The following is a 13294-nucleotide window of genomic DNA, read 5'->3' as shown; positions in this document are numbered from 1 at the left end:
GAGTGCCGGCGGGCCGCCCCGGCCCCGGTCCCGTGATCGGGTCTCCCGACCCCGTGATCAGGGCAGGTCGAGCACCTGGGCCCGTCGCTCGGCCGGGTTGAGGTGGTACAGCAGCAGGAGCCGCGAGGTGCCGCCCTGCGACCGGTGCACGTCCAGGACGGCGCCCGGGCCGGCCGGGACCACCACCGCGGTCGGGCCGGTGAGGCCGGCCCGTACGGTGAGTGCCGGCCGCAGCACGTCCAGCGGGACGGTCGGGGCGGTGCCGTTCAGTCCGATGGCGCAGAGCGCGTCCGCCACGTCCGGCGTACCGGCCCCGGCGTAGCCGGTCCACACGCCGTAGCGGACGGTGCTGTGCCCGGGCGCGACGCCGGGCAGGGCACTCAGCCGGACGGGCAGCACCAGGACATCGCTGTCGAGCAGGGCGGTGTCGGTGTCGCCCCAGTGGGCGTTGAGCGGCTGGACGTCCAGTTCGGCCCCGGTGCGGGCGTCCAGGGCCCGGGAGACCAGGACGTCGCTGCCGCGCAGCCGGTCGGCCTTGAGGACGACATCGGTGCTGCCGTCCCCGTCGGTGTCCAGCGCCACCCGCACCCCGTACAGCCCCACCGGGGTGGCCGCGGGCGCCCACAACTGCGCTCCCACGTACAGCAGTTCGGAGTCGACGGCGGCGCCCGCCGCGCGCAGGTCGGCGGACCGCTCGCCGGGGTGCTCGACGCAGACCTCCTGCGCCGGGCCCGGCTCCCCCCCGGTGCCCTTCGGCCGGACGCCCGCGCCCGGCGTGACCGCCGCGTCACCGCCGCCGGGCGGGCAGTCCGGCCAGCGGATCCCCTCGCCGCCGAGCGCGAGGGCGCTGACCAGCCCGGGCTGTTCGCCGGGCGCGGCGCGGCCGCCGAGGGCGACCAGCGTACCGTCCCGGGCGGTGCGGACGGTGGCCGTCGCCATGAGGTCGCCGGTCGGGCGGGGGGCGGCCAGCACCGGGATCCGCAGCTGCGGCGGCGTGTCGTCGCCGACGGGCGTGAGCAGCACCCGGCCGGAGAGCTCGCCCCGGTAGCTGCGGGCCCGGCCGCCCTGCACGGTGTCGACGGTCGGGTCGGGCGCCCGCCCGAGCTCCCCCGGCACGGCGAGCGTCACCCGCACCCGGGCGGTACCGCCCGCCGGGACGTCCACCCGGGGCGGCGTCACCCGGTAGGAGGCGCCGGGCAGTCGGGTGGCGGCCGCGTAGGAGGTGCGGTAGGTCAGCGGCGCGGCCGAGGTGTTGCGCACCTCGATCTCCCGGGTCACCGCCGTCGGCCCGCCGACCTCGACCGGCCCGAAGGAGACGCCGACGACGCCCTCCACGGCGCCCTCGCCCACCGCGTAGGCGACGGCGGGCGTGCGGACCGCCCTGTCCACCCGGACCCGCCCGGCGCCGGTGCGCTCGGGCCCGTAGACCGGCCCGCCGCGGTCGTCGCCGAGGTAGGTGTCGACGGTGGTGTTCATCAGCGCGGCCTTGACCTGCTCGACCGGCCAGCCCGGGTGCGCGGCGCGGACCAGCGCGGCGAGTCCGGCCACGTGCGGGGTGGCCATCGAGGTGCCGCTCTCGCGCTGGCCGCCGGCGCCGCTGCCGACCAGGCTGGACCAGATGCTCTCGCCGGGGGCCGCCAGGTCGGGCTTGACCACGCCCGGCACGCCGATGCCGCGCGAGGTGAAGTCGGTCAGGGTGTCGACCCGGGCCGGCTGGTCCTGCGCGACCGAGCCGTGCAGCGTGTTGCCGGGCGCCGCGAGCCGGATCCGCACCGGCCCGGCGGCCGCGGCCTGCCGGAGCCGGTCGCCGTCGGCACGCGCCAGCAGCGCGGCCGGGATCCGGTCGTTGCCGGAGATCTCGGCCAGGTGGTCGGAGTCGGCGGCGTACAGGGCGCCGATCGCGCCCGCGTCGGCGGCGTGGTCGGCGCGCGGGCCGGAGTTGCAGACCCGGTCGGCCTCCCGGGTGCGCCAGGCGAGCAGCGCGATCCGGCCCTTCAGCCGTTGCCGGTCGGCCTCGCTGAAGTCGGTGCAGCCATCCGACTGGTCGGCGGGCAGGGCGAGTTCGCCGCTGACGTCGCCGGTGGACCAGCCCTGGTAGCGCTCGCTCCAGTGCGCCGGGACGATTCCGGCCCGCTCGACCGGGGCGAGCACGGTGATGCCGTCCACGTCGGCGTGCCCGTGCACCGAGGCGGCGACGGTGATCGCCCGGGCGGCGGTGCCGGGGCTGCCGCCGATGCCGTACACGTCGCCGTCGTTGCCCGCCGCCGCGACCACGACGGTGCCCAGTTCGGCGAGCCGGTCGACGGCCAGGGCGTCGGTGTCGTCGGTGCTGCCGAAGTGGCTGCCGAGCGAGAGGTTGACGACGTCCAGCCGGTCGCTCAGGTCGCCGTCCCCGTTGGGGTCGGCGGCCAGGTCGAGCGCCTCGGCGACCCGGTCGGTGGAGCCGTCGCAGCCGAACACCCGGATCGCGTACAGCTGGGCGCCGGGGGCGGTGCCGGGGCCGATCCGGAAGCCGGCCGGGTCCAGCCCGGGCCCGTACGGACCGGTGTACGGGCGGCCGTCGGCGGTGACGCCGTACCCGGCGGCGGTGCCGGCCACATGGGTGCCGTGCCCGTTGCGCACGCAGTCGATCGGGTTGTCGCCGGGGTGCGGCACCGGCTGGTGGTGCGGGGAGGCCGGGTCGGGGTCGTAGTCGTCGCCGACCAGGTCCTTTCCGCCGACCACCTTGGCGTTGGGGAAGAGCGCGGGCGGCGCGGGCTTGCCGCGCTCGACCGAGCGGAAGGCCTCCTCGGTGCCGGGTCCGCCGAAGTCGGCGTGGGTGTAGTCGATGCCGCTGTCGATGATCCCGATCCGCATGCCCTGCCCGGTGCCGGCCGTCCGGTCGCCGGCCCAGACCTGCGGGGCGCCGGTCAGCGGGACGGAGTGGGCGTTGTCGCGCCGCTTGGCGACGATCGGGTGGACGGCCCGGACGCCCGGCAGTGCCCGCAGCGCGGGCAGCCGGTCGGCGGGCGCGCTGACCGCGAGGCCGGTGAGCACGGTGCGGGTGCGGTAGAGCTCGCGCGCGGCGGGTGCCGCCCGGTGGACGGCCCCGGCGAGCCGGTCGAGCGCGTCCCCGGTCCGGGACCGCTGGGCGGCGCCGGCCCGCGCGGCCTCGCGGCGGACGTCCTCCGGGGAGCGCCGGGCCCGCCGGGCCCCGTCGGCGGCGCGCCGCCAGGCGGAGCCGGTCGTCTCGGTGGTGAGTTCGAGCAGGACGGAGGCCGTTCGGCCCGCCCCTGGCGGTCCGGCGGTCGGTGGTCCCGCGGTCGGTGGGCCGCCGGCCGCCGGGGTGGCGGCGAGGACGGCGCTTCCGGCCAGCAGGGCCAGGGTGAGGCCGATCCGGGCGGCGGGTCGGCGGACGGGTGGCAGACGCACTGGGCCCTCTCCCCCGGCAGGGGGACTGATCCGCACTCCGTGTCGCTGACGCCCGCCCACGCGAACGTCGATCACCCCTCCGAGAGCCCCAAATTAGGATGATCGGCCGGCGGGGACGAGCAACTTCCCTCGGACGGAGCGGGGTTGCACTCTACTGGGTGACATCCCGCGCGCCCGTACGGCCCATTCGGCCGATGAACGCCGGCCGACACCCGGCCCGACGGCGGGGCCGGACGGCGGCGGCGGTCACCCGAGGGCGGGGCCGGTCACCCGGGGGGCGTCAGTGGTGGCCGGTCACGCCGCCGTTGTCCCGGCGGTCCAGCGAGCGCTGCAGGGCGGCGGCCGCGAAGGGGTTCCGCTCGGCGGCCCGGCGGCGGCGCGGGGCACGGACGGGGGCGGTGGCGGGGGCGGACGTGGCGTGACGGTCGGCGGTCGGCGACATACCGGGCTCCTTGGAAGCGGCGCCGCGGAGGGCGGGCGCGAAGAGGGGGGAGGGAGCGCGGGAGCAGGGATCGCCTGCTCGTGAAGGCGCACGCGCACACGGGCCGCACACCCTGGCTACAGGGGCGGCACACCGTATGGCCCTTCCACGGTACGGCCGCGCCCCGGCCGTGTCTGCACGAATACTTGGATTTCCTAGTATCTGAGACGGGCGTCACCCGGGAGAACGCAGCAGGGCCGGGAGGGTCAGCCCAGGTCGACCGAGCGCGCGAAGTGGGCGCCGATCTCGGCGGCGATGGCCGACAGCACCTCCTGCGGGATCTCGGTGTCCACGGTGATGGAGGCCAGCGCGTTGCCGCCGTCGCGGGCGACCTGCATGCCGGCGATGTTGATGCCCGCGTCGCCGAGGTGGCGGCCGAGCACGCCGACCACGCCGGGGCGGTCCTCGTACTTGAAGAAGGCCATGTGGTCGGTGAGCGCCACGTCCACGTCGAAGGCGTCCACGCCGACGATCTTCTGGGTCTGCTTGGGGCCGGCCAGCGTGCCGGAGATGGCGATCTCCTCGCCGCCCCCGAGCGTGCCGCGGACGGTGATCACGTTGCGGTGCTCGGGGCTCTCGCTGGAGGTGGTCAGCCGGACCTCGACACCGCGCTCCTGGGCGAACAGCGGGGCGTTGACGTAGGACACCGTCTCCGCCACCACGTCCTCGAACACGCCCTTCAGCGCGGACAGTTCGAGCACCTTCACGTCGTGCTGGGTGATCTCGCCGCGGACCTCGACGTCGAGGCGGACGGCCACCTCGCCGGCCAGCGCGGTGAAGATCCGGCCGAGCTTCTCGGCGAGCGGCAGGCCCGGGCGGACGTCCTCGGCGATCACGCCGCCCTGGACGTTCACCGCGTCCGGCACCAGCTCGCCGGCCAGCGCGAGGCGCACCGACCTGGCGACCGCGATGCCGGCCTTCTCCTGCGCCTCGTCGGTGGAGGCGCCCAGGTGCGGGGTGGCGACCACGTTGTCGAAGGCGAACAGCGGGGAGTCGGTGCACGGCTCCTTGGCGTACACGTCCAGGCCGGCGCCGGCCACCCGGCCGTCGCGCAGCGCGCTCGCCAGCGCCTCCTCGTCCACGATGCCGCCGCGGGCGGCGTTCACGATGCGGACGGTCGGCTTGACCTTGTGCAGCGCCTCGTCGCCGATCAGGCCGATGGTCTCCGGGGTCTTGGGGAGGTGGACGGTGATGAAGTCCGAGACCTCCAGCAGCTCCTCCAGGGTGACCAGCTTGACGCCCATCTGCGCGGCGCGGGCGGCCTGGATGTAGGGGTCGTACGCGACGATCTTCATCCCGAACGCGGACATCCGCTGGGCGACCAGCACGCCGATCCGGCCGAGGCCGACGACACCGAGGGTCTTCTCGCTCAGCTCGACGCCGGTGTACTTGTTGCGCTTCCACTCGCCCTGCTTGAGCGCGGCGTTGGCCGGCGCGATGTTGCGGGCGACGGAGATCAGCAGGCCACAGGCGAGCTCGGCGGCGGTGACGATGTTGGAGGTCGGCGCGTTGACGACCATCACGCCGGCCTTGGTGGCGGCGGAGACGTCCACGTTGTCCAGGCCGACACCGGCCCGGGCGACCACCTTGAGCTTGCGGGCGACGGCCAGCGCCTCGGCGTCGACCTTGGTGGCGGAGCGGATCAGGATCGCGTCGACGTCGGCGATCGCGGTGAGCAGCTCGGTGCGGTCGGCGCCGTTGCAGCGGCGGATCTCGAAGTCGGGGCCGAGGGCGTCGACGGTGGCGGGCGAGAGCTCTTCGGCAATCAGAACTACGGCGCTTTTGGATGTCACAGTGCTCACGACAGTGGGTCCTTAACTGTCCGGTTCCCCCGGGCACGTAGGTGGCGTGGAGGGCGGGGGAAGGTGGCATGCCGCGTAGATAGACGCACGACGCTGTGGGCCTGACGCGCACTCGGAGTGTATCGACGGGCTGGACAGCGGGCTGCTCCCGTCCGGCGAAATCACCCGGACGAGAGCAGCCTACTTGTACAACGAGGTAACAAAATCGGGGCCGGCGGCGCAGCCGGTGCCGGCCCGGAAGGAAGTCAGGCCTTCTCGTTGACCCAGCTCATCAGCGAGCGCAGCTTCTTGCCGGTGGTCTCCAGCAGGTGGTCCTCGTCGGCCTTCTTGTACTCGTTGTACTTGGGCAGACCCGCCTTGTACTCGGCGATCCAGGTGTTGGCGAAGGTGCCGTCCTGGATCTCGGCGAGGACCTTCTTCATCTCGGCCTTGGTGGCGTCGGTGATGATCCGCGGGCCGGTGACGTAGTCGCCCCACTCGGCGGTCTCGGAGACCGACCAGCGCATCTTCTCCAGGCCGCCCTCGTACATCAGGTCGACGATGAGCTTCAGCTCGTGCAGGCACTCGAAGTAGGCGATCTCCGGCTGGTAGCCGGCCTCGACCAGGGTCTCGAAACCGGCCTTCACCAGGGCGGCGGTGCCACCGCAGAGGACGGCCTGCTCACCGAACAGGTCGGTCTCGGTCTCCTCGGTGAAGGTGGTCTTGATGACGCCGGCCTTGGTGGCGCCCAGGCCCTTGGCGTACGACAGCGCCAGGGCGAAGGCGTTGCCCGAGGCGTCCTGCTCGACCGCGACGATCGCGGGGACGCCGCGGCCCTCCTCGTACTGGCGGCGGACCAGGTGGCCCGGGCCCTTCGGGGCGACCATGCAGACGTCGACGTCCGCCGGGGGCTTGATGAAGCCGAAGCGGATGTTCAGGCCGTGGCCGAAGAACAGGGCGTCGCCGGCCTTCAGGTGCGGGGCGATGTCGGCCTCGTAGACGTCGGCCTGGATCGGGTCCGGCACCAGGATCATGATGACGTCGGCCTCGGCCGCCGCCTCGGCCGGGGTGACGACGCGCAGGCCGGCCTCCTCCGCCTTGGCGCGGGACGTGGACTCCGGCTTCAGGCCGACCCGGACGTCGGCACCGGAGTCGCGCAGCGACAGCGCGTGGGCGTGGCCCTGGCTTCCGTAGCCGATGACCGCGACCTTGCGGCCCTGGATGATGGACAGGTCGGCGTCGTCTTCGTAGAACAGCTCGGCCACGGGGGCACATCTCCTTGCGTGATGGTTGCCGGGTACGCGGTGCTCACCGTATGCGCACGCGGCGGGGGTTTGGGTCTTTGCGTCAGGGTTTGAGACGGCGCTGTTTACGCGCTGCGGTCCAGGGCGCGCAGCGAGCGGTCCGTGATGGAACGCGCGCCGCGGCCGATGGCGACCAGGCCGGACTGGACCAACTCCTTGATGCCGTAAGGCTCCAGCATCCGGAGCATGGCCTCCAGCTTGTCCGAACTGCCGGTGGCCTCGATGGTCACCGCTTCGGGCGACACGTCGACGGTCTTGGCACGGAACAGCTGGACGATCTCGACGATCTGCGACCGGGTCTCGTTGTCGGCGCGGACCTTCACCAGGACCAGTTCCCGCTGGATCGCAGCGGACTGGTCGAGTTCGACGATCTTTATCACGTTCACGAGCTTGTTGAGCTGCTTGGTGACCTGTTCCAGCGGGAGGTCCTCGACGTTGACCACGATCGTCATCCGGGACACGTCCGGATGCTCGGTCGAGCCGACGGCGAGGGAGTCGATGTTGAAGCCCCGACGGGAGAACAGGGCGGCGATGCGGGCGAGCACGCCGGGCTTGTTCTCGACCAGGACGGAGAGGGTGTGCTTGGACATGTGATTCCTCAGTCGTTCTGGAAACTGCAGGGGCTGGTCAGTCGAGGTCGTCGCCGAAATCGGGGCGCACGCCCTTGGCGAACTGGATCTCGTCGTTGCTGGTGCCGGCCGCGACCATCGGCCAGACCATGGCGTCCTGGTGGACGATGAAGTCGATGACCACCGGGCGGTCGTTGATCTCCATCGCCTGCTTGATGACCGCGTCGAGGTCCTCGGGGCGCTCGCAGCGCAGGCCGACGCAGCCCATCGCCTCGGACAGCAGGACGAAGTCGGGGATCCGGGTGCCCTGGGCCGGCGGCTCGATGCCGTCGTGGCCGGGGCCGGAGTGCAGCACGGTGTTGGAGTAGCGCTGGTTGTAGAACAGCGTCTGCCACTGCCGGACCATGCCCAGCGAGCCGTTGTTGATGACCGCGACCTTGATCGGGATGTCGTTCAGGGCGCAGGTGACCAGCTCCTGGTTGGTCATCTGGAAGCAGCCGTCGCCGTCGATGGCCCAGACCGCGGTCTCCGGGCGGCCGGCCTTGGCGCCCATCGCCGCGGGGACGGCGTAGCCCATCGTCCCGGCGCCGCCCGAGTTGAGCCAGGTGCCCGGCTTCTCGAACTGGATGAACTGCGAGCTCCACATCTGGTGCTGGCCCACGCCCGCGGCGTAGATGGCCTCGGGGCCGACCAGCCGGCCGATCCGCTCGATGACCTGCTGCGGCGAGAGCTGTCCGTTCGGGGCCGGCTCGTAGCCGAGCGGGTAGGTCTTCTTCCACTCGTCGAGCCGCTCCCACCACTCGGTGTAGTCGCCCCGGTGGCCGGCGTCGAACTCGGCCTGGACGGCGACGATCAGGTCGGCGAGCACCTCGCGGGCGTCGCCGACGATCGGCACGTCCGCCGGGCGGTTCTTGCCGATCTCGGCCGGGTCGATGTCGGCGTGGACGACCTTGGCGCCGGGGGCGAAGCCGTCCAGCTTGCCGGTGACGCGGTCGTCGAAGCGGGCGCCGAGGGTGAACAGCAGGTCCGCCTTCTGGAGCGCGGTGACGGCCGGGACGGAGCCGTGCATGCCGGGCATGCCCAGGTGCTGGGGGTGGCTGTCCGGGAAGGCGCCGAGCGCCATCAGGGTGGTGACCACCGGGGCGCCGGTCAGCTCGGCGAGGATCCGCAGCTCGGCGGTGGCCCGCGCCTTGAGCACGCCGCCGCCGACGTACAGCACCGGACGCTTGGCGCCGACCAGCATCTTCGCGGCCTCGCGGATCTGCTTGGCGTGCGGCTTGGTCACCGGGCGGTAGCCGGGCAGCGCGGTCTCGACCGGCCAGCGGAAGGTGGTGGTCGCCTGGAGCGCGTCCTTGGCGATGTCGACCAGGACCGGGCCGGGGCGGCCGGTGGCGGCGATGTGGAAGGCCTCCGCGATCACCCGGGGGATCTCGGCCGGGTCGGTGACCAGGTAGTTGTGCTTGGTGATCGGCATCGTGATGCCGCAGATGTCCGCCTCCTGGAAGGCGTCGGTGCCGATCGCCTTGGAGGAGACCTGGCCGGTGATCGCGACGACCGGCACCGAGTCCATGTAGGCGTCGGCGATCGGGGTGACCAGGTTGGTCGCGCCCGGGCCGGAGGTCGCCATGCAGACCCCGACCCGGCCGGTGGCCTGGGCGTAGCCGGTGGCGGCGTGACCGGCGCCCTGCTCGTGGCGGACCAGGATGTGGCGCACCTTGACGGAGTCCATCAGGGGGTCGTACGCGGGAAGGATGGCCCCGCCCGGAATGCCGAAGACGGTGTCCGCGCCCACGGCCTCCAGGGAGCGGATGAGCGACTGGGCGCCGGTCATGGTCTCGACGACGTGCTGGGGAGCGGGAGCGTTGGCGGCCGGGTTGTCCCCGCGGCGGGGGGATGCGGCGTGCTCAGTCATCTGCCTGTCTCTTCTCGGGATTTGCCGACCAGGTGCTGCGGGCCCCGGTGCTGCGAGGGTGGGGTCCCGGTCCGGGCCGAGCGCCGGCTCTGCCTCAATCGTCCCGCTCCATCCGACAAGTCGGACATGCTCGGGCGGCCGAGGCCAGGGGTCTTGCGGAGGTGGAACAGCGTCAGTGCAACAAAAAACCCCTCGTGCCCAAGGGCATGCGAGGGGTGGCGCGTCGGGCTGTCACGAGCAGGGCGTACGAGCCCACTCAGCCGACGCGCCCGCCAAGTACGAGAATTCGGGTGCGCATGGCAACGACCTTCCTCCCGTCCGGGGCGGCATGTCAAGCAGGTGGGACGACCGTCTCGCCATGCGGACCTCCCGGCGGACCAGTGACGGCACGGTGTTCGGGCAGGTCAGAGCCGCCATGGTGATGTGCGCCACGTCCCGGCTCGGCGTCCGTGCGGCCGCCCGTCCGGCCACCCGTCCGGGTGTCGTCGGCGGCGGGAGGGTACGAGCGGCGGGCCGGGACCGGGCCCGCCGGCGCGGGCAGCGGGTAGCCGCGGCGGGCCAGCGCCCGGCGCAGCCGGGGCTCGTCCAGCGGCGGCGCGAAGGCCGAGCCCTGGGCCTGCCCGCAGCCCAGCTCCTGCAGCGCGGAGACCTGGCGGGGCAGGTCCACCCCCTCGGCGGCGGTGGCCATCCCGAGGTCGCGGCCGAGCCGCAGCACGTGCCCGGCCAGGGTGCGGCTGAGCGCGGACTCGCCGAGGTCCTGGACGAGCGTGCGGTCCAGCTTGAGCCCGTCCAGCGGCAGCCGGGCGAGGGCGCCGAGCGAGCCGCCGCCGGCGCCGTACCCGGCCAGCCAGGTGGAGACGCCCAGCCCGCGCAGGGCGGAGAGCCGGCGGCCGAGCTCGTCGGCGAGCGAGTCCGGGCCCATCCGGGCCACCTCGATCACCAGCTCGTCGGCCGGCAGCCCGCTGTCGCGCAGCGCCGCGGCCACCGTCTCGTACAGGCCGGGCGAGCAGAGCCGTTCCACGGAGAGCCGGACGGCCACCGGGACGGGCTCCGGCGCGCCGCGGCCCCGGCCCGGCAGGGTGCGCCGCTCGACGGCCGCGCTGACCGCCTCCAGGACCAGCCAGCGGGAGAACCGGGTGGCCGCGTCGCCGTGCTCGCTCGAGCGCAGGAACTCGGCCGGGGTGAGCAGCAGGCCGCCCACCGAGCGCCAGCGGGCCTGCGCCTCGACGCCGGTCACCGCGCCGCTGCGCAGGTCCACCACGGGCTGGTGGAGCAGCGTGAAGCCGCCCTCCCTCACCGCCATCCGCAGCCGTTCCTCCAGTTCGGTGCGGCGCTCCAGGTCGGCCCGCATCGCGGGGGTGTAGAGCACCACCCGGCCCTTGCCCTCGGACTTGGCCCGGTACATCGCGAGGTCGGCGTTGCGCATCAGCTCGTCGGCGGCGACCCTGGGGTCGGCCGCCGGGCCGCGCTCGGGGGTGCCGAAGGCGATGCCGATGCTGGCGGCGACGCCGAGTTCGGCACCGCCGATCCAGTACGGCTCGGAGAGCGCGAGGCGCAGCCGCTCGGCCAGCTCCTGGACCTGGAGGCGGCCTAGCGGGCCGCAGACCAGCGCGGCGAACTCGTCGCCGCCGAACCGGGCGACGGTGTCCCCGCAGCGGACGGCGCTCTGGAGCCGGCGGGCGGCCTGCACCAGCAGTTCGTCGCCGACCTGGTGCCCGGCGGTGTCGTTGACCGCCTTGAAGCCGTCCAGGTCGAGGAAGAGCACCGCGATCCCGGCACCCGTCCCGCCCTGCTGGCCGCGGGCGCCGAGGGCGGCCCGCAGCCGCTGGGTGAACAGCGCCCGGTTGGGCAGGTCGGTGAGCGGGTCGTGGAAGGCGTTGTGCTGCAACTGGGCCTGGAGCATGACGCGTTCGGTGACATCCCGGCTGTTGAGCAGCAGACCGTCGCGATGTCTGCTGACGGTGGACTCGACGTGCAGCCACTCGCCGGCGCCGGAGCTGATCCGGCACTCGACCCGGGCGGAGAGCTCGGCGCCGCCGGGGCTGCGGTGGGTGGTGAGCCGGACCCTGGCGAGGTAGCGGCGGACCTCGGCGAGCACCCGGCCGACGTCCTCGGGGTGGACCAGGTCCAGCAGGTTGCCGCCGACCAGCTGCTCCGGGTCCCGGCCGTAGACGCCGAGCGCGGCCGGGGAGACGTAGGAGAGCACGCCGTTGGCGCCGGCGATCATGATGACGTCGCTGGAGCCCTGCACCAGGGAGCGGAAGTGCGCCTCCTTGTGGGCGAGTTCCTGGGCCAGCGACAGGTTGTCCAGGAGCATCACGCCCTGCCGGAGGATCAGAGCCAGCCCGACGGTGCAGGCCGCCGCGGCCACCACGCGGTCCAACTCCCGTCCGCCGAGGGCGTTGTAGAGGATTCCGGCGGTGCAGACCGCGGCGGCCGCGTACGGGGTCAGCGCACTGAAGGTGGTGGCCACCCGGCGGTGCGGCAGGCCGCCGGCCGAGGGGTGCTCGCGCAGCGGGCGGCGCCAACGCGGCGACCACGGTGCCCAGGCCAGCAGCAGGCTGCCGGCGAACCAGCCGGCGTCCAGCAGTTCGCCCGAGTGGTAGTTGCTGCGCAGTTCCGGGGAGGTGAACAGGGCGTCGCAGGTGACGGTGACGGCGAGCGCCACCATCGCCGTGTGCACCGCCGCCCGGTTGCCGTCCCGGCCGCCGAAGCGCAGCCCGACCACCAGGCTGACCAGCAGAATGTCCAGCACCGGGTAGGCCAGGTTGAGGGCCAGGCGCAGCGGCGAGCCGTCCTCGCCGGCCGCGATCCGGCCGAGTGCCAGGCTCCAGCTGAGGGTGAACAGCGAGCCGGCGATCAGCCAGCCGTCGAGCAGCAGGCAGAGCCAGCCGGCCGCCGTGCGCGGATGCTGGGCGAGCACCAGGACGCCGGTGATGGCGAGCGGGGCGAAGAGCAGGAAGGCGTACTCGGCGAGCGAGTCCCGGGGCAGCGCGGTGCGCACGACCAGCTCGTACCAGCCCCAGGTGCCGTTGCCGAAGGCGACCATGAGCGAGGAGAGGCCGAACAGCAGCCAGGCCGGGCGGGCGTGCCCGCCGACCGTGCAGCCGTACACCAGGCAGGACAGCGCGGCCGCCAGGGCCGCCGCGGCCAGTCCGAAGTCGCCCATGAAGACGGACAGTTGGTGTGATCCCCAGCCGGCGGCGGCGCCCGCGGCGTAGGCCAGGCAGAGTGCGCCCAGGACGAACCCGGGCAGGGTGCGGCTGACCCGGAGCCGGCACAGCGGGCTGCGGCGGGCGGGCGCGGGCACGTCGGCGGCGGACGTGTCGGTGTGCGGTGCTTCCGGCCGTCCGGTTCCGGGCAGCACCGTTTCGGTGGAGCTCACTCGGCCTCTCCCCCTCCGGCCCGGGGCCTCGCGCCCCGGCCACGGACCACCGGCCGCGCGCCTCTCGGACGTACGCGGTGGCCTGGCGCCCCGTCAGGACGGTGGCCCAGGGGGTGGGCGGCCTGCCGGTCGCCGCACCGTACCGATGCTCCCAAAATGGACCCTACACCAATCCCGTCACTCAATGACACGCACATTCAACTTAGAGTAATGGCGAAAGGGTGGGGAAATGCCCCTGATTCCTACGGATCGGCCCGGTTGGCGGCGGCGCGCGGGCGGGGGCTCACGCGGCGCGCACGGGAGCACGCGGCGGCGCCCGAACACCGGTTCCAGGACGGACGAACGGCGGCCCCGGACCGGTCGGAACCGGTCCGGGGCCGCCCCGGGGCCCGGCGAAGCCGCCCCCGGGGGGCCGATAGTGCGGGGACAGCCGCAGCCCGTGCGGCAGTGG

The 13294-nt window shown here is 73.7% G+C and carries 7 protein-coding genes; all 7 read right to left on the bottom strand.

Annotated elements, in window-relative coordinates:
• Positions 1 to 57: 57 nt before the first annotated feature.
• On the bottom strand, positions 58 to 3411 hold the full coding sequence (locus tag ACWGJO_RS38610) for a S8 family serine peptidase (RefSeq protein ID WP_452190301.1): 3354 nt from the start codon (positions 3409 to 3411) through the stop codon (positions 58 to 60).
• Positions 3412 to 3691: 280 nt separating this feature from the next.
• A complete protein-coding gene (locus ACWGJO_RS38605; protein ID WP_452190300.1) occupies positions 3692 to 3853 on the bottom strand; it encodes a hypothetical protein in 162 nt (53 codons plus the stop codon).
• Positions 3854 to 4098: 245 nt separating this feature from the next.
• Positions 4099 to 5685, bottom strand: a complete 1587-nt coding sequence (serA, locus tag ACWGJO_RS38600; protein WP_452190302.1) for a phosphoglycerate dehydrogenase — start codon at positions 5683 to 5685, stop codon at positions 4099 to 4101.
• Positions 5686 to 5939: 254 nt separating this feature from the next.
• Positions 5940 to 6938, bottom strand: a complete 999-nt coding sequence (ilvC, locus tag ACWGJO_RS38595; protein WP_359901553.1) for a ketol-acid reductoisomerase — start codon at positions 6936 to 6938, stop codon at positions 5940 to 5942.
• 104 nt (positions 6939 to 7042) lie between these two features.
• Entirely contained in the window at positions 7043 to 7567 is a 525-nt protein-coding gene (ilvN, locus tag ACWGJO_RS38590) for an acetolactate synthase small subunit (RefSeq protein ID WP_049657946.1), read from the bottom strand.
• Positions 7568 to 7604: 37 nt separating this feature from the next.
• Entirely contained in the window at positions 7605 to 9458 is a 1854-nt protein-coding gene (locus tag ACWGJO_RS38585) for an acetolactate synthase large subunit (protein WP_387690758.1), read from the bottom strand.
• A gap of 331 nt (positions 9459 to 9789) precedes the next feature.
• Positions 9790 to 12843, bottom strand: a complete 3054-nt coding sequence (locus ACWGJO_RS38580; RefSeq protein WP_452190299.1) for a putative bifunctional diguanylate cyclase/phosphodiesterase — start codon at positions 12841 to 12843, stop codon at positions 9790 to 9792.
• Positions 12844 to 13294 lie beyond the last annotated feature (451 nt).

Source organism: Kitasatospora sp. NPDC054795, from assembly GCF_053611565.1.
The sequence above is the reverse complement of the archived record's forward strand: the minus strand, read 5'-3'. Positions and strand labels throughout refer to the sequence as shown.

Excerpts from the sequence above, each read along its gene's own strand:
- ACWGJO_RS38605 (WP_452190300.1), bottom strand. The coding sequence starts at position 3,853 with ATGTCGCCGACCGCCGACCGTCACGCCACGTCCGCCCCCGCCACCGCC.
- ilvN (WP_049657946.1), bottom strand. The coding sequence starts at position 7,567 with ATGTCCAAGCACACCCTCTCCGTCCTGGTCGAGAACAAGCCCGGCGTG.
- ACWGJO_RS38585 (WP_387690758.1), bottom strand. The coding sequence starts at position 9,458 with ATGACTGAGCACGCCGCATCCCCCCGCCGCGGGGACAACCCGGCCGCC.